At 55.5% G+C, this 23,889-nt stretch carries 27 protein-coding genes; 23 read left to right on the top strand and 4 right to left on the bottom strand.

The features are described from left to right. Positions 1–21 precede the first annotated feature (21 nt). The 16 genes from H8K03_15840 to H8K03_15915 all read left to right on the top strand — a co-directional run bounded on the left by H8K03_15840 (position 22) and on the right by H8K03_15915 (position 12,550). Positions 22–726 (top strand): phosphoribosylaminoimidazolesuccinocarboxamide synthase, encoded by a 705-nt coding sequence (locus H8K03_15840; GenBank protein UVT19258.1) that lies wholly within the window; start codon positions 22–24, stop codon positions 724–726. 155 nt (positions 727–881) lie between these two features. Continuing rightward, entirely contained in the window at positions 882–1,097 is a 216-nt protein-coding gene (locus H8K03_15845) for a hypothetical protein (GenBank protein UVT19259.1), read from the top strand. After that, positions 1,094–1,333 (top strand): phosphoribosylformylglycinamidine synthase subunit PurS, encoded by a 240-nt coding sequence (gene purS / locus H8K03_15850; GenBank protein UVT19260.1) that lies wholly within the window; start codon positions 1,094–1,096, stop codon positions 1,331–1,333. The genes H8K03_15845 and purS overlap by 4 nt, the downstream gene beginning before the upstream one ends. Positions 1,334–1,349: 16 nt before the next feature. Beyond that, positions 1,350–2,063 (top strand): phosphoribosylformylglycinamidine synthase subunit PurQ, encoded by a 714-nt coding sequence (purQ, locus tag H8K03_15855; protein UVT22508.1) that lies wholly within the window; start codon positions 1,350–1,352, stop codon positions 2,061–2,063. A gap of 149 nt (positions 2,064–2,212) precedes the next feature. After that, on the top strand, positions 2,213–2,548 hold the full coding sequence (locus H8K03_15860) for a hypothetical protein (protein UVT19261.1): 336 nt from the start codon (positions 2,213–2,215) through the stop codon (positions 2,546–2,548). Between the two features lie 169 nt (positions 2,549–2,717). Next, entirely contained in the window at positions 2,718–4,967 is a 2,250-nt protein-coding gene (gene purL, locus H8K03_15865; GenBank protein UVT22509.1) for a phosphoribosylformylglycinamidine synthase subunit PurL, read from the top strand. 20 nt (positions 4,968–4,987) lie between these two features. Then, positions 4,988–6,418, top strand: coding sequence for an amidophosphoribosyltransferase (locus tag H8K03_15870; protein ID UVT19262.1), 1,431 nt, complete (start codon positions 4,988–4,990; stop codon positions 6,416–6,418). A gap of 18 nt (positions 6,419–6,436) precedes the next feature. Then, positions 6,437–6,784 carry a PilZ domain-containing protein gene (locus H8K03_15875; GenBank protein UVT19263.1) on the top strand — a complete coding sequence of 116 codons (348 nt, stop codon included), beginning with the start codon at positions 6,437–6,439 and terminating at the stop codon, positions 6,782–6,784. Between the two features lie 136 nt (positions 6,785–6,920). Further along, positions 6,921–7,451: a TlpA family protein disulfide reductase gene (locus H8K03_15880; protein UVT19264.1), complete on the top strand. Its 531-nt coding sequence runs from the start codon at positions 6,921–6,923 to the stop codon at positions 7,449–7,451. Positions 7,452–7,610: 159 nt separating this feature from the next. Continuing rightward, positions 7,611–7,850, top strand: a complete 240-nt coding sequence (locus H8K03_15885; GenBank protein ID UVT19265.1) for a hypothetical protein — start codon at positions 7,611–7,613, stop codon at positions 7,848–7,850. Positions 7,851–7,882: 32 nt separating this feature from the next. Then, positions 7,883–8,485, top strand: a complete 603-nt coding sequence (locus tag H8K03_15890; protein ID UVT19266.1) for a hypothetical protein — start codon at positions 7,883–7,885, stop codon at positions 8,483–8,485. Further along, on the top strand, positions 8,482–9,285 hold the full coding sequence (locus H8K03_15895) for a tetratricopeptide repeat protein (protein UVT19267.1): 804 nt from the start codon (positions 8,482–8,484) through the stop codon (positions 9,283–9,285). The genes H8K03_15890 and H8K03_15895 overlap by 4 nt, the downstream gene beginning before the upstream one ends. Next, a complete protein-coding gene (locus H8K03_15900) occupies positions 9,278–9,712 on the top strand; it encodes a hypothetical protein (GenBank protein UVT19268.1) in 435 nt (144 codons plus the stop codon). The genes H8K03_15895 and H8K03_15900 overlap by 8 nt, the downstream gene beginning before the upstream one ends. After that, the gene (locus tag H8K03_15905) at positions 9,709–10,764 is read left to right on the top strand and encodes a methyltransferase (protein UVT19269.1); all 1,056 of its coding nucleotides are present in this window, start codon (positions 9,709–9,711) and stop codon (positions 10,762–10,764) included. The genes H8K03_15900 and H8K03_15905 overlap by 4 nt, the downstream gene beginning before the upstream one ends. 379 nt (positions 10,765–11,143) lie before the next feature. Next, positions 11,144–11,584: a DUF393 domain-containing protein gene (locus H8K03_15910; GenBank protein UVT19270.1), complete on the top strand. Its 441-nt coding sequence runs from the start codon at positions 11,144–11,146 to the stop codon at positions 11,582–11,584. Positions 11,585–11,677: 93 nt separating this feature from the next. After that, positions 11,678–12,550, top strand: coding sequence for a hypothetical protein (locus H8K03_15915; GenBank protein UVT19271.1), 873 nt, complete (start codon positions 11,678–11,680; stop codon positions 12,548–12,550). 50 nt (positions 12,551–12,600) lie between these two features. Here the strand turns inward: H8K03_15915 and H8K03_15920 are convergent, their stop codons facing one another. After that, positions 12,601–14,016, bottom strand: coding sequence for a hypothetical protein (locus H8K03_15920; GenBank protein ID UVT19272.1), 1,416 nt, complete (start codon positions 14,014–14,016; stop codon positions 12,601–12,603). 135 nt (positions 14,017–14,151) lie between these two features. Here H8K03_15920 and recG point away from each other — a divergent pair, with 135 nt between their 5' ends. The 3 genes from recG to H8K03_15935 are packed head-to-tail and all read left to right on the top strand — an operon-like array spanning position 14,152 to position 18,003. Further along, positions 14,152–16,701, top strand: a complete 2,550-nt coding sequence (gene recG, locus H8K03_15925) for an ATP-dependent DNA helicase RecG (GenBank protein ID UVT19273.1) — start codon at positions 14,152–14,154, stop codon at positions 16,699–16,701. A gap of 7 nt (positions 16,702–16,708) precedes the next feature. After that, positions 16,709–17,032, top strand: coding sequence for a hypothetical protein (locus H8K03_15930; GenBank protein UVT19274.1), 324 nt, complete (start codon positions 16,709–16,711; stop codon positions 17,030–17,032). Further along, a complete protein-coding gene (locus H8K03_15935) occupies positions 17,029–18,003 on the top strand; it encodes a Ppx/GppA family phosphatase (GenBank protein ID UVT19275.1) in 975 nt (324 codons plus the stop codon). The genes H8K03_15930 and H8K03_15935 overlap by 4 nt, the downstream gene beginning before the upstream one ends. 110 nt (positions 18,004–18,113) lie before the next feature. Here H8K03_15935 and H8K03_15940 read toward each other — a convergent pair whose 3' ends face one another. Both H8K03_15940 and H8K03_15945 read right to left on the bottom strand, forming a co-directional pair. After that, positions 18,114–19,604, bottom strand: coding sequence for a class I SAM-dependent methyltransferase (locus tag H8K03_15940; GenBank protein ID UVT19276.1), 1,491 nt, complete (start codon positions 19,602–19,604; stop codon positions 18,114–18,116). A gap of 79 nt (positions 19,605–19,683) precedes the next feature. Further along, on the bottom strand, positions 19,684–20,061 hold the full coding sequence (locus H8K03_15945; protein ID UVT19277.1) for a hypothetical protein: 378 nt from the start codon (positions 20,059–20,061) through the stop codon (positions 19,684–19,686). Positions 20,062–20,357: 296 nt separating this feature from the next. Between H8K03_15945 and H8K03_15950 the strand changes: the two genes are divergently transcribed. Continuing rightward, entirely contained in the window at positions 20,358–20,822 is a 465-nt protein-coding gene (locus tag H8K03_15950) for a hypothetical protein (protein UVT19278.1), read from the top strand. A 46-nt stretch (positions 20,823–20,868) separates the two neighbouring features. On the opposite strand, the gene H8K03_15955 is transcribed toward H8K03_15950, so the two are convergent. Next, entirely contained in the window at positions 20,869–21,099 is a 231-nt protein-coding gene (locus H8K03_15955) for a hypothetical protein (protein ID UVT19279.1), read from the bottom strand. Here H8K03_15955 and H8K03_15960 point away from each other — a divergent pair. The 3 genes from H8K03_15960 to scpB all read left to right on the top strand — a co-directional run bounded on the left by H8K03_15960 (position 21,083) and on the right by scpB (position 23,808). Continuing rightward, positions 21,083–22,132, top strand: coding sequence for a hypothetical protein (locus H8K03_15960; GenBank protein UVT19280.1), 1,050 nt, complete (start codon positions 21,083–21,085; stop codon positions 22,130–22,132). The two genes, H8K03_15955 and H8K03_15960, sit on opposite strands and share 17 nt — an antisense overlap. A gap of 69 nt (positions 22,133–22,201) precedes the next feature. After that, entirely contained in the window at positions 22,202–23,014 is an 813-nt protein-coding gene (locus H8K03_15965; GenBank protein UVT19281.1) for a segregation/condensation protein A, read from the top strand. 29 nt (positions 23,015–23,043) lie between these two features. Next, a complete protein-coding gene (scpB, locus tag H8K03_15970; GenBank protein UVT22510.1) occupies positions 23,044–23,808 on the top strand; it encodes an SMC-Scp complex subunit ScpB in 765 nt (254 codons plus the stop codon). The last annotated feature ends 81 nt before the right edge of the window (positions 23,809–23,889 follow it).

Here is a 23,889-nt window from a genome sequence, read left to right on the forward strand (position 1 = left end):
GCTGAATCATCGAGGTCTATCATGGCGACGGGGACGCTTCTTTACGAAGGGAAAGCGAAGAAAATCTTTCTAACGGGCAACCCGGATCAGGTCGTTCAGTATTTCAAAGACGATGCGACAGCCTTCAATGCACAGAAGCGCGGCACCATCCTCGAAAAAGGTGTCATCAATAACAAGGTGTCGGAGCGGCTTTTCCGGCTCTTGGAGCAAAGCGGTGTCCGTACACACTTTGTGGAGCGACTGAACGATCGGGAAATGCTCACGAAGAAGGTGAGGATCGTGCCCGTAGAAGTCGTGGTGCGCAACGTGGTGGCGGGCAGTTTGGCCAAACGACTCGGACTGAAAGAGGGGAATCGGATTGATCCGGCGCTCGTCGAGTTCTATTACAAGAATGATGCGCTCGGTGATCCGCTGGTCAATGACGATCACCTTCGACTGATGAACGTGGCGACACCAGGAGTCTTGCGTGAGCTGCGCGAGTTGGGTCACGCGGTGAACAAGATCCTCAAACCGTTCTTTGCTGAACGGCAGATGCGGTTAGTCGACCTCAAATTAGAGTTCGGCATCTTTCATAACAAACTGATCCTGGCGGACGAAATTTCTCCGGACACGTGCCGTTTTTGGGATCTGACGACCGGGGAGTCGATGGATAAGGATCGGTTTCGAAAAGATATGGGGAAGATCGAGGAGGCGTATCAGGAGGTGTTGAAACGGGTGTGTGGGTGAGGAAGGGGATGGCGGGGTCATCCTCCTTGCTCGCGCAACGCGCATGCGGTACTCATGAAATTATGATCAAGGCGGGCGATGCTCGTTGCATGCGCGCAGTTGAGGACAACCCAGCCATGCCCTTCAACAGTTAAGGGAAGGGAAAAAGAACAAGGATGCTGCGGGCATATTTGAATTATGGCCTGATCGCATCGGTGGTGGTCTGGGCGGCCATCGTGGGCATGATGGCCTATCGGTTGAACGAATCGCCCTGGCGCTGGGCCTTTGTCGGCCTGGTGTTTGCCGGCGGGCTGACCGTCGCGGCCATCTTGTGGATCAAGAGATACGTCGATCGTCAGACCAAATCGGCCGATCAGAGGAGTCAAGAGTGAAAGTCAAAATTCATGTGACGCTGAAGCAAGGGATACTCGATCCGCAGGGTAAAGCGATTGAGCATGCGCTGGACTCGCTGGGGTTCAAGAATGCCGCTAATGTTCGGGTAGGAAAGTACATGGAGCTGGAGCTCCAGGAGACGGATAAAACCAAGGCCGAAGTTGAGGTCAAGTCAATGTGCGAGAAGCTTCTGGCAAATACCATCATTGAAGAATATCGATATGAGTTGGGATGAACATGGCGAGGAACTGGTGAATATTGGAGTAGTGGTTTTCCCAGGCAGTAATTGCGATCACGATTGTCGGTACGTGATTCGGGATGTGCTAGGGCAAGATGTGACGATGGTGTGGCATAAGGAGACGTCACTCGCGGGGTTGAACGCGGTCATCCTGCCGGGCGGGTTTTCGTACGGTGATTATCTCCGGACGGGAGCCATTGCGCGGTTCTCTCCCGTCATGCAAGCGGTGAAGCAATTTGCCGCCGACGGTGGACTGGTGCTCGGGATTTGCAATGGATTCCAGATTCTCCTCGAAGCGGGGCTGCTGCCAGGCGCCATGTTGCGCAATAAGTCGTTGCACTTCATCTGCCGCGAGACCTACGTGAAGGTGGAGAATGCCGCGACACCGTTTACGAATGGATGCACGTCCGGACAAGTGCTCAAGATCCCGATTGCGCATGCGGATGGGAATTACTATACCGATCCCGTGACACTGGCGAGCCTTCGGGCGAACGCCCAAGTGGTCTTTCGCTATTGCACGGCAGATGGAGAGGTCACAGAAGATGCTTGCCCGAACGGTTCGCTCGACAACATCGCAGGTATCCGCAATGCCGAGGGGAATGTGCTGGGTATGATGCCGCATCCGGAGCGCTGCGCAGAGGCGGTGCTTGGTAATGATGATGGGCGGACTATCTTCCAGTCGATCATTGCGTCGTTGGGGCACAAAAAGTTAGCGCACGTGCGGTAAGCGCTCCATATGCGAGAACAGTCAAGCGAGCTCGACAATTGACCGAGAGCGTTGCCGAAGGATTGAAGATGAGAAGTGGTCGCGGTAAAGTGTGGAGGCAGTCAGTCGGTATCAGTCATGATCTTCTTTCATACATGAGGAGGGTTGAGATGAGAGGTGTAGGTGCAGTATTGGCGGCGGTTGGGTTGTTGGCCTTCGGTTCGGGTGTCAATGCGTTTGCTGCCTCAGATGACGGCAGCAAGGTGGCGATAACGAGTCCGGCACAGGGAGCCAAGGTGGCGAGTGACGTCGAGGTGGTCTACGAACTTACGAAGGGGAACCAGGCGACGCACGTCCATTGTTTCGTAGACGGCGAATACCAGAAGGGCTGGAAAGGGACGGTCAAGGGGATGTCACCGGGCAGCCATGAGATCAAGGTCGTGGCGGCAGATAAAGATCATCAAACGCTAGCCGCTGAATCAGCCGTGAAGGTGGAAGTACAGTAGAACAATCGGGTTTTGCCTTTCAATCATCTGACCGGCGAGGCACTCGATCGAGTGCCTCGCCGGTTACGCTTGCAGCGCTTGCGGCTGCGGCATGCATGTCCGGGAGCTGAACAGTCGGGAGATTGGAATATCCCATGGAAGTCTTTATCGCTGTGACCCTTAGGGCATGATGCAGACCGGCACGTCGCATATCACCAAGGATCTGATCGCACAGCACAATCTGACGGGCGAGGAATACCAAAAAATCCTCGGCATTCTTGGGCGCGAACCCAATCTGACGGAATTGGGCATGTTCTCGGTCATGTGGTCCGAGCACTGTTCATACAAGAGTTCGCGTGTGCACTTGAAGAAGCTGCCGACGACCGGGCCCCGTGTCGTGCAAGGACCCGGCGAAAACGCCGGGGCGATCGATATCGGCGAAGGACTGTGCGTCGTCTTTAAAATGGAGTCGCACAACCATCCGTCGTTCATCGAACCCTATCAGGGAGCAGCCACGGGAGTCGGCGGGATTCTGCGCGATATCTTTACCATGGGGGCGCGGCCGATCGCGCTGCTCGATTCATTGCGGTTCGGGGAATTGCATTCGCAGAAGAATCGTCATCTCATGAAGGGAGTCATCTCCGGTATTGCGGGATACGGCAATTGCATGGGGGTCCCTACCGTGGGAGGCGAGATCGTCTTCAACGACATCTATGCGCTCAATCCGTTGGTCAACGTTTTTTGTCTGGGTCTTGCTCACAAGGACAAGATATTCCGCGGCACGGCAGCGGGCGTCGGCAATCCCGTGATTTATTTCGGCTCCAAAACCGGGCGCGACGGGATCCACGGTGCAACAATGGCCTCGGATTCGTTCGACGATCAGTCGGACCAAAAACGTCCGACGGTGCAGGTCGGCGATCCGTTTACCGAGAAATTGCTGCTGGAGGCATGTTTGGAATTGATGGAGCGCGATGTGCTCGTCGGAATTCAAGACATGGGCGCCGCGGGTCTGACGAGTTCTTCTTGCGAAATGGCTTCCCGCGCCGGCAACGGGATCGAGCTGGACCTGACCGTGGTGCCGAGGCGCGAACCCGGCATGACGCCGTATGAAATCATGCTGTCGGAGTCACAAGAACGCATGTTGATGGTGGCGAAAGCCGGCAAGGAAGACGAATGTATCGCAATTTGCCGGAAGTGGGATCTGGACGTTGCGGTGGTTGGAAAAGTGACGGCCGATGGAATCTTGCGTGTGACGGATCAGGGAAAGGTCGTCGCGGAAATTCCGGCCAAGGCCTTGGCCGACGACGGCCCGCGTTATGACCGGCCCTATCAGCCGCCGGCTTACCAAGACATGTTGACGAACCTGAATTACGACGCCATCCCCGATGTGAAAGATGCGAATGCGGCCTTGCTGGCGCTGTTGGAATCGCCGACGATCGCCAGCAAGCGGTGGGTGTACGAACAGTACGATCATATGGTGCGAACGAACACGACGGTGCGTCCCGGATCCGACGCGGCGGTGGTGCGGATCAAAGGCACGAACAAAGCGGTGGCGATGACGGTCGATTGCAACAGCCGCTATTGTCTGTTGCATCCCTATGAAGGCGCCCGTCTGGCCGTGGCTGAGGCGGCGCGCAATCTCGTCTGTTCCGGCGCCGTACCGATCGGCTTGACGGATTGTCTCAATTTCGGCAACCCCGAGCGGCCCGACATCATGTGGCAGTTCGTCATGGCGATCGAAGGGATGAAAGACGCCTGTGAGCACTTCCAGATCCCCATCGTGAGCGGGAACGTCAGCTTTTACAATGAAACCAACGGGCTATCGATCTATCCAACGCCCATGCTGGGTATGGTAGGACTTATCGAAGATTCCGAAAGAACGCTGACCCAGTGGTTCAAGCAGGAAGGCGACGATATTATCTTGCTGGGCTCCACTCGAGAGGATTTGGGAGGATCCGAGTACGTCAAGGTCGTTCACGCTCGCGAACAGGGATCGCCGCCGTACCTAAGCCTGGATACGGAAAAGGCGCTGCATGATTGCGTACTTTCACTAAGCCGTGACGGACTCTTGCAGTCCGCGCACGATTGTTCAGAAGGCGGCCTAGCCGTTACATTGGCGGAAAGTTGCATCTCTGCACCAGAACAGACTCTGGGCGCTGTGGTAAGATTGACGAGAAGCCGGCTTCGAAAAGATGCTGTTCTCTTCGGCGAGAGTCAATCGAGGGTGGTGATTTCCGCGCCGCCGGCTCATCAACAGGCGATTCTCGATCGGGCAAGGCGCTTCGGTGTGCCGGTGGAAGTGATCGGAGCGGTCACTGGTGACCGGCTCATCGTCCATATGAACGATGAACATTCAACGGAACAAGTGATTGATCAGCCGGTTGGGATTCTGCATGCTCGGTGGGGCCTTTCCTTGGAGCGAACACTGATCCAAGACTAGTCAAGAGACCGCTGAGGATCATGAACAAAGAACTGCCAATCCTATCCCCCGACAAGTTTCACGACGAATGCGCCGTCTTCGGCATCTTCGGCCACGAGGAAGCCGCCAATCTAACCTATTTGGGGTTGTATGCGCTGCAGCATCGCGGGCAAGAGGCGTCCGGGATTGTTGCGGGAGATGGGGAACAGTTCTTCATGCAGAAAGGCATGGGTCTTGTTGCGGATATTTTTCACAAATCAGTGCTCGAGAAGCTACCCGGGCACATGGCCATCGGACACAATCGTTACTCTACCACCGGGGGCCACGATTTGAAGAATGTGCAGCCGCTCACCGTAAATTTTGCGCTCGGCAATTTAGCCTTGGCTCACAACGGCAATCTGATCAATGCCCAAATGCTCCGGCACGAACTGGAAGCCTACGGGGCGATCTTCCAGTCCACATCGGACAGCGAAGTCATCATCCATCTCATCGCGCACTCACGCGCAGACTCCTTTCTCGCACGGGTCGTCGATGCGCTGAACCAGGTGCGTGGCGCGTTCTCGGTTGTGTTGATGACCGACAACGGCCTGATCGCCGCGCGTGATCCCTACGGGCTCAGGCCTCTGTGTATTGGGCGCCTACGCAGCGGCTGGATTGTGGCCTCGGAGACCTGCGCGTTTGACTTGCTCGATGCCGAGTATGTTCGAGAGGTTGAACCGGGTGAGTTGATCGTGATCAGCGATCAAGGGCTCGACAGCCACCATCCGTTCCCCAAGAAGGATCCGGCCATGTGCGTATTCGAGTATGTCTACTTTGCCAGGCCTGACAGCCGAATTTTCGGGGCCAACGCTGTCTACGCCACGCGCAAGGCGTTGGGGCGGCAGTTGGCTCAGGAGTCGTGGGTGCCGGCGGATGTCGTCATTCCGGTCCCGGACTCCGGCGTGCCGGCGGCGCTCGGCTATTCCGAAGGAGCAGGAATCCGCTTTGAAACCGGGTTGATCCGCAACCACTATGTCGGACGGACGTTCATCGAGCCGGAACAATCGATTCGCCACTTCGGTGTCAAGGTAAAGCTGAACGCAGTGCCCGAAGTGTTGGATGGGAAGCGAGTCGTCGTCGTCGACGATTCGTTGGTTCGCGGCACGACGAGCCGCAAGATCGTCAAGATGATCCGACAAGCCGGAGCAAAAGAGGTCCATATGCGGATCAGCTCACCACCGATTCTCTCGCCTTGTTTCTACGGAATCGACACCCCGACCAAAAAGGAACTCATCGCGTCCGATCATTCGATCGAAGAAATCCGCAAGTACATCACCGCCGACAGTTTGGCGTATCTCAGCCTTGACGGTATGCTGAAATCCGCACCGAGGACACCCGATCAGTATTGTACTGCCTGTTTCACAGAGCGCTATCCTATCCCGTTTACCCGCGCAGAAGAGCTTCAGCTGGGCCTGTTCGAATCAGCGCGCTGAGCATTCTGTACGGACGATATGACACCTCCCGACAGCGACAACAAGAATGAGTCTGAGACAAGAGGTCGACTCCGAGTCCCGGTCGACTATCCTGTGTTATTTACGGGAGATGAAGGGTCAGGCCATGGGACGGTGAGGAATCTGACACTCGCCGGAGGTGAGATTGAGAGCCATGTCCAGGTCCCTGTCGGGTCGCATGTGTGTCTCCATGTGCATCCTTCGGGCGCTCGGCCCCCGATCATCATTGGCCTCGCCGTCGTCCGTTGGAAGCATGGTGATCGATTTGGGCTCGAGTTCGTTCGATTTGAAGGCAAGGCGAAGGAACAGCTCGAGGACATGCTGAATCAGCGAGACGCGGTAGACTAGTTCTATCCCCGCCATGCGGTTGCCGTCAAAAAAATTGCCATGGTAGGATGCAGTCTTCAAGAGCTGAAGGCGTATGCAGCTGCTAAGCTTTTCCATGAAGCAGAAGATCGTGGTCTGTCGATCACGGGAGGTTGCGATGAAACGGATACTATTTGCGTGTGGACTGCTGACCTTCCCGGTGCTGTGTGTTTCACTGGTTCTTGCAGCCGGATTATTCCGGGTTGGAGAAAAGGCCCCGTCCTTCACTCTCACGGCCATGACCGGCGAAACCATATCGCTCGAATCCTACAAGGGCAAGGTCGTGGTGTTGGGACTGTTTCACATTTGTGACCCTTGCATGATGCAGGGGAGTACATTGCAGAAGGTCCATGAGTCTGTGCGAGGCAAGAACGTGGCAGTGCTGGGAGTCAATTCGTCGGGTGACGGTAAGCCGGAGGTCGGCGAATTCTTGTCTGGTTTCCCGGTCAAAGTCACCTATCCCTACCTTCTGGATCCCGCCAAGGTTACCGATAAACTCTATGGTGGGGGAAGGTTTATCCCAAATGTTTATGTGATCGACCAACACGGAGTCATCCGTTGGCAGCGGGTCGGTAATATGGAGTTGGCCGCAGCCGATGTAATTGTTGCAGAGGTTGAAAAGCTGTTGGCGGGTGGAAACAAGATGTAATGGGCGGGGTCGGATGTTTCTCAGAGCTCGCTGACCACCCGCTGAGACTCTATCGAATTAAGAACGTTGGCGGCGGTCGGTCAATGCGCGCTGTGAGAGAAATTTCGGCGATTGACTTGTGGACAATTTAAGACGAAACCGCGAGGAGACATACAAGCGATGGATGAGATCGACGAAGGGAAACAAAATTTCCTGGAAATCATACGAGGGGTCGACGGATCTGTGCAAGTGGTAATTCCCGTGACCTCCTCCAACAGCATGTTCTTGATCTCGTTGACGAAGGGGACGAACAGGAAATTCATCACGGTGCCCGAAGACGATATCATTGACTTGCCCAACGACGCGAGCATTCAGGCAAAGATCACCAAGACGATCAAGGATGCCATCTCCGCTCTGTGATCTCTGTGGTGTCGTGAGCCCCGGTACTTGCTATGAAACAAATCTTACCCGGTATCTGGCAGTGGTCATCGTTTTCAGATGAAAAGCAGCTCGACTTCAACGGCCTGTTACTGACGATCGGTGAATACAAGATTCTCGTTGATCCCCCTCCGATGACTGTCGAAGCGAGAGAGATTGTCCGACGAGAGGAGCCGATCGATTACATCATTGTTACCAACCGGGATCACCTTCGAGAAGCTCCTGCCTATCAAGCTGAGTTGAATTGCCAATTGTACGTGCCGGAGGCTGACGCAACCCAGATGGAAGTGAAACCGACAAGGACTTACAAAGACGGTGAACTTCTGCCAGGTGGGATCTGGGCAATTCACCTGAGGGATCAGAAGTCTCCGGGAGAATCCGCTTTGTTTATTGAACGGGGACGAGGTGTTCTGATCGTAGGGGATGCATTGATCGGCAAACCGCCTGGCGCGGTACGTCTGCTTCCTGATGAAAAGTATGCCGACCTCGGGAAAGCCAAGGAAGGACTTCGCCGGCTCTTGAAGTACAGCTTCGACAGTCTTCTCGTTGGAGACGGCTGCTCCATCCTGGTCGGTGGCAAGCAGCAGGTGGACCAACTGCTGTCGGTGATGCCATGACTTTGCGGAACGGCCTTTCAGAAGAACTGAATCGGCAAGGCAACGAGCACTTCTCGCGAGGGTACTACACCGAGGCGTATACCTGTTACGCCAAGGCGTTGGAGTGTGATCGGCTTACCGGTGATCGGCGAGCCCTCGTCGCCACCCTCGGCAACCTGGGCAACATTTGCGCGGTCAGCGGAAGGCGGGATGCGGCTCAGGCGCACTATCAGGAAGTTTTGGAACTGCAAAAGATCCTTGGCGATGAGAAGGGCATCGGAACGACGCTGGCAAATCTGGGGAATCTCCGGGCGGATGCCGGAGAATGGGACCGGGCACGAGCCTATTATCTGGAGGCCCTCGATCTCATGACCAAGACACACGATGAGGCGGCCCAAGCCGTGTTGTTCTCTGACCTTGGTTTGGTGGCCCGGGAAACCGGTCTGTTTGACGAAGCGATCCAGTTTTACGAGCGGTCGTTGGCATTGATGCGCCGGTTGGGGAATCTGGGCGGCGTTGCGGACGCGTGGCGCATGATCGGCCGCACGTTCTTGATACGAAAACGCTATGGCGATGCCATTGCGTGTTGTCAAACCAGCCAATCAATCTCCGAGCGGTTACGCGACGAACTCCGCGCCGGCGGTGCCCGTTACGTGCTCGCTCAATGTTATGAGGAGATAGGGCGGCTGCAGGACGCCGCAGATCTGCTCGAACAGGTTGTGTCGATGGACCGCAAATATCGCCTGCCGAAACTTGAAGAAAACACACAGCGCCTGAAGATACTCCAGGCCCGACTCGCTGAGGGATGCATGCATGAGTGAGCCGACTTCAGCATGGGAGCGACTTCGCACTGAACTGGTGCGGTCATTCCCCCGGTTCTACGATTTGGAGCCCAACGGACCGCTCATGATGGATCTAGGGGAGGATGGTTGGCTCTTGGAGGTCAGGCCGGAAGGCACGGTCCTGTGCCAATATGGTGTGGCAATGGAAGATGTCATGGCCCTGATGTCGGAAGGAACGCCGGAGGATTTGGGAACCGACGAAGTTGCGAAGCAGGCCAAGTATTTTCTTCAGCCGGCGGTGGCCAAGTATAGGGCACTCCTGCTGCAATCTGGGTTTGTTGAGGAGACCGAGATGACCGACGAGTTTGTAGCGGTCACCTTTACACGTGCCGTCGATCTGCAGAATCGCCCCAAACTGGAAGACCTTCTTCGATGGTGTTGCCGACAAATCGGAGGTGCCTCGTGATGCAACGCATTACGAACTTCGATGAGTTTCGAGACGCCATTTCGGCCTATCGCTTGCCCCGGGTGTTGCTGGCGGCGCTGGAACTGGATCTCTTTACGACGGTCGGCGAACGATCATGGACGATTCCCGATCTTGCCAAGGAACTCAAAGTCAGCGAACGAGGTCTGAGCATTCTCTGTCGTAATCTGGCCGCGGCCGGAGTCCTACAAAAAAAGGGAGCTATCTATAAGAACACCCGGCTGGGCGCGACGGCGCTGAATGCCAACCATCGCGTCTATCGCGGCGGGTATTTGAACCTCATCCGAACCCACTGGGCAGATTGGATGCGACTGTTGGAGTCTGTGCGGAGCGGGTTGCCGATCGATCATGATGCTCCCGACAGTCCAGACTACCGCCGACAATTTACGTGGGCCATGCATCACCGGACCTTGGAGATTGCTCCGGCAATTGCGGCACAACTTCACATGAGTCGAGCGAAAACTCTGCTGGACCTCGGCGGAGGGCCCGGCACGTATGCGATGGCATTTCTCGCGAAGAATCCCAAGCTTCGTGCCACCGTGTGTGATCGGGAAGCCGCTCTTGAGGTCGCGAAAGAAATTGCCAGCACTCATAGGACGGGGCGGCGGCTTTCCTACCTCCCGCTCGATTTTTCAAGGGACCCGATAACGGGAGCCTATGACGTCATCTGGTACTCGAATGTGCTGCATATTTATTCGCCTGAAGATAATCAGGCCATCTTTTGCCGCGCCCTGGCTGCATTGATGCCGGGTGGTCGACTCATCATCCAAGACGCGTTTCTGCACGATCGCGAAGGGTTGTATCCACTGGAAGCAAGTCTGTTTGCGGGATCGATGCTGCTGTTCACGGAAGGTGGAAACACCTATTCAGCCTCGGAGACGGGGGAGTGGTTGAAAAAGGCCGGATTCGTCGGTATCAAGATGCACGCGCTTAAGAAGGGGACGGGGGACTGGGAGGATGGGATTTTAGAGGCATCGGCTCCTGGCCCAGGTCTAAGAGCGACCGCCCGCCGAACACGATCAGTAGGAAATTGAGGAACCCGCTGACTCCGCTCGCCATTATGATCGGAGCCGCGTCAGAATCGATGTTGAGCATCTGAATGATCGTTGCGACGTCCATGGCTAGTCCAACCGTTGCGTAGATCACGCAAACCATCGCGGCCCATCGCAACCTTAGCCAAACCAAGACAGCAAGCGCGAGTGGGAACAGGATAAAAAAGCCGAGTCTCCACGCCAAGCCTGGCGCCATAGATATGGCGTTCTGATTCAAGAGCAGTCCCGCCTCGACGAAAAGCAAGCCTAGTAACAGAGTCAGTAAGGCAGTGCGTTTCATTCAGAGACTATAGACCGTAGAGGAAAACGTCGGCAATGGGTGCCTTGTTGTCGGCAGTTTTGGGATGCTAGCCTGATTTGTATGGATTTCAGCGAGCGGACAGAGAGTGGTCTAGGCGAGCAGGTCTGCCTGCTCATCTATGACGCGGAATGCCGACTTTGTGTTTCCACCAAAGCGAAACTCGAGCGGGTAGGAGTTGCCCAAGCAGGGACCAACGTCAGATTTCTTGCGTATCAAAGCGAGGAGGCCATGAAAGCTCTGGGGCAGGACTACCGCCCTGGTCGCCCTGATATGGCGTTCTTAATCCAATCTTCAGGAGAAGTGCTCCGAGGCTTCGATGCCTTTCTTCCCTTCATCCCTAACCTCCCTGGCGGAAAACTTCTGCGATGGGGGTTAAGACTCCCTTTCGCAAGGCGGCTGACCGAATTGGGCTATCGCGTGGTCGCACGCCATCGGTATCGATGGTTTGGCCATGCCAAGCCGGTCGAGAGAACTGAAGCAAGCAATTCCATTCTTTCGTGATGCCCCCCTCTTTCGAGGGGATTCTTCCCACAGCGGGGAATTTACCGGCGATCTCCTCTCTTCCAGAATGCGCTCACTCCTGGAGGAGGGCATATGTCGCACATGCGGGTCGTGTCGCAGAGCATTTCTGGTTTCGTTCATGGGACAGACCGAAAATGTAACGTCTTCTGTCATGACCGTTCGAACATGCCGATCTGGCTGGCTGTCGTGGGGCTTTGTCTTTCGCTTTCTATCGGTCAAGCATGGGGTGAAGTAGGCACGGGAGAAAAAGGAGCGATTGTGGCGGCAGGGTTCGGTTACCAAATCGGCTCTTCATCGGTGATCGCTGTGAAGATATATGACGCAGGATCGGGCGCAATTTTATCCGATGAAGTTTATGAACTGGCTGTCAAGGAAAGTGAGGAGACGGGCCAGACTAGTGAGCCACGGATTTTTGCCGGTGGAATCGGACTTGGTGCGACCGACCTTTCCAATTTTGTATTGCGGGTATACGACGCAAATACTGGGGCATTTCAGTGGGAGGGACGACTCAACCTTGTTCAGCCCGACAAGAAAGGAGCGGGACACGTCATATCGGCTTCGATGCCACAGCGCGCAACTGTCACAAAGGTACACAGTGTAGCAACGGTTACCGAACAACCCGTGTTCCTCCTGCGTGCATTGAATGCCATAACCGGGTTATCTGTCTGGGAAGATGAATTTACAACGGTGGGCGCTCGAATTCCTCGAGTACAGCCGATCGCAAGCCGGTCGATCCAGCCGGCCGCGCTCACAACAGTCAGCTCCCATGCATTTGACTTCAGAATTCGTATGTATGATCCCAGTGGGAAGAAAGTTCTTTGGGAGGATCAATTATCCAGCTTGGATGCTGATGAAGGCAGCCAAGAATCGTTCAGCGACCGGGCTCATCTCCTTCCCCCCTGGCCCAATCAGTCGCCGGAAGAGTCTGCCGCAGAGTTAATGTAACGACAACCCACATCCGTTCTATACCGATCCAGGATCATGGGCGAGCGAAGCTACGAGCGGTTGTGTTCGAAGCTCTCGAGCCACTGGCGGTGGAACTGTTCGTAGGACACGAACAGTTTGTTTTGGAGTGCATTTGCCACTGATGCCTTTGCTTGAAAGGCATTCAGCAATTCATCGACACGGGCCATGCCCCATCGCTCGATTAGGTAGCGCGTTGCAGAATTCGCTTCTAAATAGGCAACCGTCGAAGTGCTGGCCGGTAGTGCGCTCCAGGAACCTTCCAGGTAGGCCAACGGAATTACTTTGATATCTCCTTGCATAACGTGATCAAGTTCCGGCCACGCATCTCCAGCCAATTGCATGGCAAGACCTTCGTTCAACCACGTAGGCAGCGCTCCGCTGCTCGTCCCCAAACGGTCATGGAGCAGCGCATGGACATACTCGTGACGGAGCACACTGGTGAGCCACTTCCTATCTGTCGTCGCCCCTTGCGTGGGGATCTGAATGCGTCCAAGGTTGGGGTCGTAAAGGCCGTCGGCCCAAGCCGGGCTTCCGGTCGCCCCTTGAAACGTATCCTTGGCGTGGAGGACGACTATGATCGGCTTCGACGGGAAATGCCCAAACTTCTGCCCGATCTCTCGATAGGCTTCTTCAAGTATCTCCAGAACTGAGGCCCATGTATTCTGGTCTTCCTCGCCATCAAACTTCACCACAAAATGAGTGCTGCCTCTTACGGTCATATGGGATTCAACCGACTGAGTGCGACGAATCTTCGCGGTGACAGCAGCCAGATAGGACTGAAGGGCTGGATCCTGCCGTGCTCGGTCGGCTGCTTGGCGTAAATGTTTCCCTGCTTCAGCCAGTTCATCTTGTTCTTGTAACAAGTCGGCCATAGCGAGATGTGGGAACGGCTCTTCCGGAACTAGCTTCATCAATTTCGTTAAGAATTCAATGCTCAGCGCAGGGTCCCGCTGCTCCCAGTAGGCATGGGCGAGGTTTAAGAGGATCACAGGGTTGGAGTCGTCAATCTCGGCCGCTCTCTTAAACAACTTGATGGATGCTTTCGTGCCATTGAGCCGTTCCTGTTGCAACCCGAGATTGTTCCACATGACTGCGACGAAGGGTTTGGATTTTCCGTCCGACAAGACCGCTGGCGGAAGCTCTTTGAGCCTCGTCTCGGCAAGCGCCAGGTTATGTTTTTCGATCTCATCACGAATCGCCTCTAGGAGTGCCTCGTGCGGGGTAGGCGGGATCACGCTTTGGTCGAGTGCACGAACCGGTGTCGCTTCACTCTCAGCTGACCGGGTCTGTGGTGGGGCTGGAGGTGGCGCGACAGTCTCCATGGTTTCTGCGAGCTGTGCAGTTGGTGGTGGCATGACAGGCTTCAGAAACAGGTGGTACCCAACCAGGAGGGCCAGCCCCAATCCAAGCGGCGTGAGAATGTGTGTAATGTTCCGGCGGTACATGGGCGCTCGACCACGAGTGTAGCACCCTAAGAAAAGGTGACCAAGCATTCGAGCAAAAACCGTCGGTGGATCCCGACATGCCGTTTGAGCGGTTCATTGAGGGCTGGAAGGCACTATGCTACGATTCCGTACCGTATGCAAGGTGGTCCTACAGGATTGGGTCCGCACACATCGTTTCAGGAGTTGTTAGAACGCATCGCGCGACCTATCGAGTTCGCGAGCCGGGATGATTGCGCCCATTTGAAGACGGTCTCAAATCTGAGCGCGTTCATCTCCACACAAGTCTTGTCAGCCCTTCGGCAAGAAACCTACCCCAAAGCTATTGAAGCTCGCCTGATTTCGTTGCGGGATCTGTTCGTCGATTTTCTGCCGGCGTTACCTCTCGACGAGCAACATCGACGATTGCGGGCGGCTATGCTGCTCATCAAGGCACTCCGAGTGGCTGGTCGGTCGCAGCCTGCCCATCCTAATGATTCGTTGGCACAATCTTCCCGCGGTTCTGAAGTGGCAAGTGTGAGGCGTCCTGATCTCTGGAACCTTGCGGTTCGGTTCGTCAAAGGTGTCGGACCCAAGCGGACCCATCTTCTACAACGGTTACGTATTCAGACGGTAGAAGATGCGCTTTGGACCATCCCTTGGCGCTATGAGGATCGTTCAGTAATGACGCCGATCGGGAACCTCGTCCCTGGAATGGTGGCGTCGATTTGCGGGACGGTCGGCAAATGCGACGCGAAACGGACAAGAAATCGACGGTTGAACGTGCTTGACGTCGGTGTCGAGGATCAGTCCGGGCGAATGCAGGTGGTCTTTTTCAATCAGCCGTATTTGGAAGATATTCTGACGGTTGGGACTCGGGTGATGATGAGCGGGCGGGTGATCGCCGGTCGGCAGGGATGGATGGTGCCCCGAATGGATGTGGTCCAATACGAGATCGTCGGAGAAGATACCGAATCGACGTTGCATGTCGGACGAATCGTTCCCATCTATCATGAAACCAAAGGATGGACCTCTCGTCAAATGCGGGTGTTGGTGAGGAGCCTGTTGGCAGACCATGGGCTTGAGCTCCATGACCATTTACCGGTGCCCCTTCGGGCGCGTCAACGGTTGATCCCAATTCATGAAGCGCTGCAGGACGTCCATTTCCCGAAGACCGGCACAGATCCTCAGCTGCTGGAACGAGGGAGGACACCTGCGCATCGGCGATTGGCGTTTGAGGAACTCCTGCTTCTCCAGGTGGCGTTAGCGACGAGACGTCGATTGATGCATGATGAGCCAAAGGAGCTGCGATTCAATCTGCGGACCCCGCTTGTAGAGAAGCTAGGTCGCCTCTTGCCCTTTCGCCTCACGACGGCGCAGGATCGTGTCATTCGCGAAATATTTCGAGACATGATCTCGACGCAGCCCATGAATCGCTTGGTGCAAGGAGATGTGGGGTCTGGGAAGACAGCGGTCGCCTTGCACGCCATCGTGATGGCCTGCGGATCAGGATATCAGGCGGCCCTCATGGCACCGACGGAAATTCTTGCCGAGCAACACTATCGAAACCTCTCCGGAACATTTCAGGCCTTGGGCCTTCAAACGATCCTCGTGCGCGGGGGAGAGAAGGCTTCGGTGAAGCGGGCACAAGCAGAACAGCTGGCCACAGGCGAAATTCAGGTGGCCATCGGCACCCATGCCCTCATTCAACAGGGTGTGAAATTCAAGAGTTTGGGTTTGGCGGTGGTCGATGAGCAGCACAAGTTCGGTGTGCTGCAACGGAAGACCCTGATCGATAAGGGTTATACCCCTGATGTCCTCGTGCTGACGGCCACTCCTATTCCACGGACGTTGGCCATGACGGTGTATGGCGATCTTGATGTATCGGTGATTGATGTGCTGCCGCCGGGACGAAAGCCGGTGCGCACGTTTCTATTCGGTGAGGGCCATCGGCGGCGAGCCTATCAGATCTTGCGAGATGAACTCCGCAACAAAAGACAGGCATATGTGGTCTATCCACTTGTGGAGGAATCGGAAAAGACCGACCTCCAGGCAGCGATTCAGGGTGCCGAACAGTTGCGGAACGGAGAATTTTCTGAATTCAGCGTTGGCCTGCTGCATGGACGTATGAAGGCAGCTGAGAAGGAAAAGGTGATGGCGGACTTCAAGGCTGGCAACATCCAGTTGTTGGTGGCGACAACCGTGATCGAGGTCGGCGTCGATGTACCCAATGCGACCATGATGATGATCGAACATGCAGAGCGATTTGGTCTTGCGCAGTTGCACCAATTACGTGGACGAGTGGGACGGGGCAGCCATCAATCCTATTGCCTGTTGATGGCGGCGAATTTGGGGCAGAGAAAGACTCAGTTGGGACGGCGTCCAGTGGACGACAATCACGAGTCAGTGCCATCCACGGCAAGGGAGCGTTTGGAAGCGCTCGTCCGCTCCAACGATGGATTTGTGATTGCCGAGGACGATCTGCGGATCAGAGGGCCGGGAGAGTTCTTCGGCTTACGTCAATGGGGGATGCCGGAATTTCGTGTGGCCAATCTGGTCCGAGACGGTGATTTGTTGCAGCAGGCCAGGCAAGAGGCTTTTTCATTACTGAAAGCGGATCCAGGCCTGAAAGAGCCGGCGCATGAAGGATTGCGTGAGGCAATGTTACGAAAATGGGAGAAGAAGCTCGAACTGGGTTCAATCAGCTAGGATATCGATGGGACTTCTACAGCGATTGAAAGACGATTTGCGAGCCGGGATCGCCACTCTGCGCCTGGGAACCGTCCATGCGGCCGGTCGCGCTCTGGAAGAGACGGAACTGCTCCGAATGAGGCTGGAACTCCGCAAGCTCGACCAGCAACTCTCTGATCTCTTTAAAGACATCGGTGAGCGGGCCATCGACATGAAGGAGCGTGGCGAAACGGCGGAACGTGTCGTCTATGATGCCGAGATCGTACGCCTCGTGAAAGAGGTTCAAGAGCTCAAAGAGTCGCGGAAGAAGCTGGAGGCTGAGATGGATGAGATTCGGAACGAGCAATGACGGCGCCGTCTTGTCGCACATTCCGCTTGGCTGGTATCGATATTGGTACACTGACCTGCCGACTCCTTATCGCTGACTTGCCTCATGGTGCTTCTCTTAAAGTACTTCGATCAGACCGGCGCATCCTTCGCCTGGGAGAAGGCGTCGATCAAACCAAACGACTCAGCTCCGCCGCAATGGATCGGGTCATCCGCTGTCTCTGTGAGTGGCGGAATGTCATTGATGGCTATCATGTCGAAGGATCTTCGGTCGTGGCGACGAGCGCCGTCCGAGACGCCTCGAATCGAGACGAGTTTCTTCAGCGGGTCAAACGAGAAGCAGGGTTCGAGGTAGAAATCATTCCGGGGGACGAGGAGGCTCGACGGACGTTGCTCGGCATTCGATCCGGCTTGCCGGCCGGAATAGCGGACCTTCTCGCGTTGGACATCGGTGGCGGCAGCACGGAATTTATTCTGGATCGTCCCGGACAGCCCTCAATCGTCCGCTCCATTGATATCGGAGTAGTCAGATTATGCGAGCGGATTCTGCATCACGATCCGCCGACGGAAGAAGAAATACAGCACGCTCGTCATTGGATACAAAAGGACACCGAGGCTGCGGTTGCCGATATGTCGCGATCTGCGGGGCTCACGCTTGTCGGGACGGCTGGAACCATTACGTCGCTCGCCGCGATGGCGCAGCAGTTACCATCCTATGAGCCGGCGAGAATCCACAACTATGTGCTGAAGCTCGAAACCGTTCGAGAACTGGAGCGCACGCTTCTCAACAGAACAAAGACGGAACGAATCGGTCTGCCGGGCTTGGAGAAAAACCGCGAAGAAGTCATCGCTGCTGGGGCAATCATTATCCGAACGATCATGGAGACGCTGGGGCAACAAGCGTGTCTAGTGAGCGATTTGGGGTTGAGAGAAGGGGTATTGTTCAACCTGGCAATGCGAATAGAGAATCTATCAGTGAGGAAGCATGAGTGAAGCTGCGACTGTGCGCGTCGACCGAGCAGCGTCTTGGACTATGACAGTAATGGTTCTTTGTGTGTGCGGTCGGTGAGTTAAGGTAAGTACGCAGGCTGCCCTCAAGTCTTCTACTTCTGCGAATACCAGCGATAGCCTTTGCTTTCGGTGAATTGGGCTTTCGGCGCGCCGCCGGGCTTTTCCAGCAACAGCACCTTGAAGTCCTGGAGGCCGAACCAGGCTGGATCGGCGAGGTCGTGGTAATGGATGCCTTGCAGCTTGGGGAGCATATCACCTAACGCCCGCTGTAATTCCTCTTCGGTATAGGCGCGCACGTCGAAGGGCCGGTTTACGGCTTGACAGAATCTCTGGATCGTATAGGTGGCACCGGTGCAGAGGACTTTTGTATCCGGCTTCAGTCCCAGAAACTGGGGAAGTACAAGGTACCGTTCTTGGAAGCCGAGCCAGCGCACCGCTTGCCGGAGGTGACCGTACTGGACTTCGTATTCGGTGTGCCCGGGCAGTTTCACTGGGGCCGGCCATCCTTCGTCAACCCCGAACTCCGTGAGAAACGCCCGTCCACCGGGTTTGAGTACCCGCCACAGTTCTGCGACGAAGCGAATCGGCCCAAGGTTGAAGATCACGGATTCGGGCAGGTTTGCCTCGATCGGAAGGCGAAGACGTCTGATCCAATCCAGTGCTTCTTGATGTTGTGCCGTTTCCCCGACTCCGCACGCCAATTCGTTTCTGCTCAATTGCACCGGCGTCATGTCCGCCATGTTCTCATTGTCGATCACGAGATCGATGGAATGATCGGCAAACGGGAGACATTCCGCGTTGGCGCGTGTGCCGGCAGCATTCCATCCACCTGCTTGAGCCCGAGTGACTTGAAGGTTCAGAAATGGCTGCGTAATATCGAGCGACAGATATCTGATTCCCTGCTTTTCAAAAGGTAAGAGATCTCGGCCCAGTTCCTGCGCGACATAACCCAGGCCACCGCCGATTTCCAGCAGGGCTTTCGGCTTGGGATTGAACCACCCCAGTCGTCGTAGTTGGCGCATAAGGAGCCGGCCGTAGGTCAGGCCGGACAGCGCTTCGCTTGGTTCACGGAACAGATGGGAGACGGTGGTCTCTATCAGGTCAAAATGACGATCGTCTCCTTCATTGTGGGCGAGCTCATGGCGGTGGAATTCTTCCAGGTGCTCTTCACCCTCGAACCCTTCTTGACCTGACCAGCCTTCGCGGACCTGTTGCAGCAAGATATCCCACTTCGCCTTGTGTCTGTGGCCGCCCGGTGGCTCGGCCCCGTAATAGCACAGTGAGTAGTTTGGTGTGGCCCATCGTTCGAGGTGCCACTGCCCCGGTTGACCATCGGGTCCACACATGCGGGTGCCATAGGTTTCGAGCAGGGTGCCCACGGCGTTGTGGCCGTTCATAGCGTGAAGCATGTCCATGCCGGTGCGGTTCAATCGCACCAGCGGCAATTGATCGTCGAGCGGGGCCACCCAGAACTCATCGTCGGCCTGTTGGTACACAACGAGGTCGGGAATCCGCCAGGTGAGGAGACGCAGCGTCTCGCCGGTCAGGCGTTGGGGAGAGTGGACGGCGGCAGCGGGTTTCATTGCGAACGGCTTTCTGTATCTGGTGTTGGCAGACTACAGGAGCGATCGACAATCCTGCAAGATGGTGATCGACATACGGCTAGAGTTGAGAAGGGGTTGAAGGACTGTCGGTCACTGTCAACTGCCCCCGCATGATGGGATGGATCCGGCACTGATAGGCATATCGACCGGCTGGCAAGCTCGGCACAGTGAAGTACGATCCCGGTGGGACTGCACCTGAATCGAATAGGCACTGCCCCCCATCCTCCATGCAGCCGTTATGTGTCACAGTGTGATGGGTCGGTGTCGGATTATCCCAGCGGATTGGTGTACCGCTGACCACGGTTGCGTTGATGGGAATATAATAGGGCGATCCGTCCTCCATCATGATCTGCACGGGAAAGGATGTGTCCAGAGCCAGCCCACTTGACCCGACTCCGAGCCATAGGGCAAACGTCACGAGGTAGAACCGGTTCATGGTGTTACCACTTCATACAAGGCGGTCAAAGCACAAAACCTCGCGAGTAGGGTGAAGGAATCAGACGCGTTTCCCATATGGATTTATCTTAGCATGGGATTGAACGGGGCCCTCGAAAGCGCTGGACTGCTGCTCAAACTTCTCCCGTCGATTGCAAAGATAGCTGTCTGATTGGATTCTACTCAAGGGGGCAATGGCCGATCGAGAGAAATAAAAATCGGGTGGTTGCAAGAGGCTGTTCGTTCATGCTAGATGGAGGCCGTTGCGCCGCCCTGAAACGAAGAGGAGGAATCGGAATGGCGAACAAGAAGAAAAAGGCCGTTACGAAAACGGCGTCACAGAAGAAAAAAGCCGCACCGTCAGCGAAGAAAAAGGCGGCAAAGCCAACGGTGAAGAAACGTGCGGCGGTGAAGCCCTCCAAGCCGGTCTCGAAGAAGAAGGCCATCAAGAAGGCTGCTGGAAAATCCGCCAAGAAGGCCGCGCCCAAGGTCGGCCGAGCAAGCGCGCCCGTTAAGAAAGCCGCGGCACAAGAAGAAGATGCCGCTCCACGTAAGCCGCTGGCTGCCAAGCAAGCTGTGCCTATGGAGCCGGAGGACACCGATCTCGATGATGAGGAAATGGTTCAGGATGAGCTGGAAATGGAAGGCGAGATCGAGGAAGACGACGTTCAAGAAGAATTAGATCTTGACGCCGATGATGGAGGGGACGAGCTTATCGATAAGTCCGAGGACTTGTTGGACGACGATTATCGAAACAACTGATAACCAGGCGTTCTTCGATGTATCCCAGCTAGATCCAGAGTCCGTGCTATTCGATGCATGCAACCCATCGCAAGAGCGAGGGTGGTGATGTCTGATTCACTTGTTGCTTCCACTGAGAGCTGCTGGAATTGATCAATTCCAGCAGCTGCATCTCATCATTCTCCCGTGAAGTACCGACAGGTGCCCAGTCTCGCTTCTTCCCGTTTCGTCCGTAGACTCCCATGCTAAAGCGCATATCGCGTTGCTGGTATGTAGCCTTGATGGTTGTCTGTGTCATCGGAACTTATCTCCCTGAAGCCGGTGCAGCGTGCGTCATCGAGACGCTCTCTGGCGAGACCGAGACGGGGATAGTTGTTCATCTTTCGCCCACGTGTTCGCCGGCTGAACGTGAAGCCCATGCTGTGCCGAGTGCAACGGTCATGGATGCGATAGCCAAAGGGCGTCCTGTCGATCTCACTGGTGTGATCGTCCGCGGAGATCTCATCTTCGATACCCTCGCTGTAGATATGCCTTCCAACCTCCAGACAGCTGTTCCTGAGACACGGAACCAAGGGGGGCATGCTGATGACGACGAGCAGCGATTTGTTCGCGCAGTGCTGAGGATAAGGGACTCTGTGGTCTTGGGGGCGTTACGCCATCATTCCGCCAAAGGCACACTCAGGTTTGAAGGGCCTGTTGACTTTCAGGGGTCTCGTTTCAAACAGGGCGTGGATCTCTCGCGGTCAGTATTCCGGGGACCGGTTGAGCTTTCCGGTGCGACATTCGAGAAAGAGGCCTTTTTCGTTCATGGGCAGTTTGCCCGGGAAGTGGGTTGTAGGGAAACGAGGTTTGGACCCAGCACCAGATTTCATCAGTCCACGTTTGGGGCTTCTGTGGACTGTACCGGCGCTCTTTTTGACGGCATGGCGGAGTTTCTGGAGGTGAGTTTCGAGCAACCGGCGGTATTCGAGCGGTCGAGATTCGGTTCGGGGACCGGATTCTCCGGAAGTCGTTTCAAGAGTCGGATCAACTTCGGCGACGCGATCTTCAGCCGTGAAACCTTCTTTGGGTTTGCAGTTTTTGAGAGCGAGGCGGTGTTCGCCGGTGCCCAGTTCCTGGGACCGACTGACTTTTCAAGTGCTGAGTTCAGACAACGAGACGATCTTGTGAAGGCACGGTTCGACCAGCCACCTCTCTTGGCCCAAACAAAACGACTTGAACAGGACCAGTCAAGTGGCCTCCTTCAGACCAGGACAGGGCAGTATGCCCTTACCGTAGCCTTCCTCGTGGTGGCAGCTTTGCTGGTAGCCTACGCGATAAGACTCAAATAAAATCGGTGGCGATCCCCAATATATAGAATCCGACTTGCTCGCTTCCCTATAAGTTGGTATAAACACACCGTGGATTCTCCAGCTGAAGGTTCTGAGCAAACAGAGCTTCCCTACCAGGTCCGCGTCGAAAAATTCGAGGGACCACTCGACCTCCTGCTCCATCTTATTAGAAAAAATGAGATCAATATTTACGACATCCCGGTTGCGATGATTGCTCAACAATATCTCGAATATCTGGAAGCCATGGAAGAGTTAAATCTCAACGTGGCGGGGGATTTCTTGGTCATGGCGGCGACGTTGTTGCAGATCAAATCCAAAATGCTGCTGCCGGTCGATGAGACGGCTGACGACGAGGAAGATGGGCCGGATCCACGAGAAGAGCTTGTTCGCAGATTGCTCGAGTATAAGACCTACAAAGAGGCGGCGCGTCAGCTCGACGACCAGGAAAAAACGTGGCGCGAGATCTTTTGGCGTGAGGACATTCCAGCATTCGATCAGGTTGAAGTTGAAGAAGATCTTTCGTTGGAGAATGTGTCGCTTTTCGATCTGGTTGATGCCCTCAAGGAGGTTCTCGAGCGGAATCCTAGCAGCCGACTTCTCGAAATTGTTCCCGACAACCTCACGGTTCGCGAACGAATGAACCTCATTCTGGAAATGCTCGAAGGCAAAGATTCGGTTTCGTTCGGTGCGCTGTTTGAAGGGCCAAGTCATCGGTTGACGGTTGTCGTCACATTCTTGGCATTGCTTGAATTGATGCGGCTTCGAGTTGCACGCGTGTTTCAAGCAGAAACATTCGGGCCGATTCTAGTGTCACGGATGTTCTCGCTGGTGCCTGATCCGGCAGAGCTCGATGAGGTCGATGTAGAATGGAGGGGAGCATGACTCCACTGACGGTAGACTTGGTTGAGGATATGCCGGAAGCCGGCACGGTAGAGGTCGGCGAGGCAAACGGTACTCCTGAGGATCAGGGTTTCGAGGATGATGGCGCGCGAAGCGTGGGTGAGCTTCAGGCCATCTTGGAGTCGCTGCTTTTCGTCTCTTCGGAACCGTTGTCCTTGGCGCGTCTCACGGCGGTGCTCGGAAATGTGGCAAAGGTTGAAGTGGAGTCAGCGTTGCACAATCTCGGTCAAGCGTTTGAACAAGAAGGGCGTGGCGTGCGGCTGGCCGAGATCGCGGGGGGGTACCGTCTCGTCACAAAACAGGAGCATGCTCCCTGGATCAAGCGGCTGGACAAGGCCAAGACGGCGGCGAAACTGTCGAGGTCTGCCTTGGAATCACTTGCGATCATTGCCTACAAACAACCATTGGTTCGGTCAGAAATCGAAGAAATCCGAGGGGTGGAAACTTCCGGTGTGTTGCGAACCCTGCTGGAGCGAAAGTTGGTGCGAATCGTCGGGCGTAAAGAAGTTCCGGGGCGTCCGATCATGTATGGGACGACCAAATTCTTTCTGGAGCATTTTGGTTTGAGTGATCTTTCACAACTCCCGCCACTTCGTGAGTTCAAAGAACTTGGTGACGCGGAGCAGTCACTTCTTCCGATGGATGGCGGGGACATTTCATCTGGTGACGAGTCGATTGAGACGGTCGAGCTGGATGCAGAGCAGTCGGTGAGTGCGGAACCCCAGGCGTCTGTCATGCTGGACGAGATGTTCGATCCGCTTCAAGCAACCCAATAGTCAACGGGCGGCACAAGAAACTCAAACGAGGTCGATTGGGAGGCCATTGGCCGTCTAGGCTGAGGCCGGATCGTTGACTTC

The sequence above is a fragment of the Nitrospira sp. genome (genome assembly GCA_024760545.1).
Classification (GTDB): domain Bacteria; phylum Nitrospirota; class Nitrospiria; order Nitrospirales; family Nitrospiraceae; genus Nitrospira_D.

Excerpts from the sequence above, each read along its gene's own strand:
- H8K03_15840 (UVT19258.1), top strand. The coding sequence starts at position 22 with ATGGCGACGGGGACGCTTCTTTACGAAGGGAAAGCGAAGAAAATCTTT.
- H8K03_15845 (UVT19259.1), top strand. The coding sequence starts at position 882 with ATGCTGCGGGCATATTTGAATTATGGCCTGATCGCATCGGTGGTGGTC.
- H8K03_15860 (UVT19261.1), top strand. The coding sequence starts at position 2,213 with ATGAGAGGTGTAGGTGCAGTATTGGCGGCGGTTGGGTTGTTGGCCTTC.
- purL (UVT22509.1), top strand. The coding sequence starts at position 2,718 with ATGCAGACCGGCACGTCGCATATCACCAAGGATCTGATCGCACAGCAC.
- H8K03_15870 (UVT19262.1), top strand. The coding sequence starts at position 4,988 with ATGAACAAAGAACTGCCAATCCTATCCCCCGACAAGTTTCACGACGAA.
- H8K03_15875 (UVT19263.1), top strand. The coding sequence starts at position 6,437 with ATGACACCTCCCGACAGCGACAACAAGAATGAGTCTGAGACAAGAGGT.
- H8K03_15880 (UVT19264.1), top strand. The coding sequence starts at position 6,921 with ATGAAACGGATACTATTTGCGTGTGGACTGCTGACCTTCCCGGTGCTG.
- H8K03_15885 (UVT19265.1), top strand. The coding sequence starts at position 7,611 with ATGGATGAGATCGACGAAGGGAAACAAAATTTCCTGGAAATCATACGA.
- H8K03_15890 (UVT19266.1), top strand. The coding sequence starts at position 7,883 with ATGAAACAAATCTTACCCGGTATCTGGCAGTGGTCATCGTTTTCAGAT.
- H8K03_15895 (UVT19267.1), top strand. The coding sequence starts at position 8,482 with ATGACTTTGCGGAACGGCCTTTCAGAAGAACTGAATCGGCAAGGCAAC.
- H8K03_15900 (UVT19268.1), top strand. The coding sequence starts at position 9,278 with ATGAGTGAGCCGACTTCAGCATGGGAGCGACTTCGCACTGAACTGGTG.
- H8K03_15910 (UVT19270.1), top strand. The coding sequence starts at position 11,144 with ATGGATTTCAGCGAGCGGACAGAGAGTGGTCTAGGCGAGCAGGTCTGC.
- H8K03_15915 (UVT19271.1), top strand. The coding sequence starts at position 11,678 with ATGTCGCACATGCGGGTCGTGTCGCAGAGCATTTCTGGTTTCGTTCAT.
- H8K03_15920 (UVT19272.1), bottom strand. The coding sequence starts at position 14,016 with ATGTACCGCCGGAACATTACACACATTCTCACGCCGCTTGGATTGGGG.
- recG (UVT19273.1), top strand. The coding sequence starts at position 14,152 with ATGCAAGGTGGTCCTACAGGATTGGGTCCGCACACATCGTTTCAGGAG.
- H8K03_15930 (UVT19274.1), top strand. The coding sequence starts at position 16,709 with ATGGGACTTCTACAGCGATTGAAAGACGATTTGCGAGCCGGGATCGCC.
- H8K03_15935 (UVT19275.1), top strand. The coding sequence starts at position 17,029 with ATGACGGCGCCGTCTTGTCGCACATTCCGCTTGGCTGGTATCGATATT.
- H8K03_15940 (UVT19276.1), bottom strand. The coding sequence starts at position 19,604 with ATGAAACCCGCTGCCGCCGTCCACTCTCCCCAACGCCTGACCGGCGAG.
- H8K03_15945 (UVT19277.1), bottom strand. The coding sequence starts at position 20,061 with ATGAACCGGTTCTACCTCGTGACGTTTGCCCTATGGCTCGGAGTCGGG.
- H8K03_15950 (UVT19278.1), top strand. The coding sequence starts at position 20,358 with ATGGCGAACAAGAAGAAAAAGGCCGTTACGAAAACGGCGTCACAGAAG.
- H8K03_15960 (UVT19280.1), top strand. The coding sequence starts at position 21,083 with ATGGTTGTCTGTGTCATCGGAACTTATCTCCCTGAAGCCGGTGCAGCG.
- H8K03_15955 (UVT19279.1), bottom strand. The coding sequence starts at position 21,099 with ATGACACAGACAACCATCAAGGCTACATACCAGCAACGCGATATGCGC.
- scpB (UVT22510.1), top strand. The coding sequence starts at position 23,044 with ATGCCGGAAGCCGGCACGGTAGAGGTCGGCGAGGCAAACGGTACTCCT.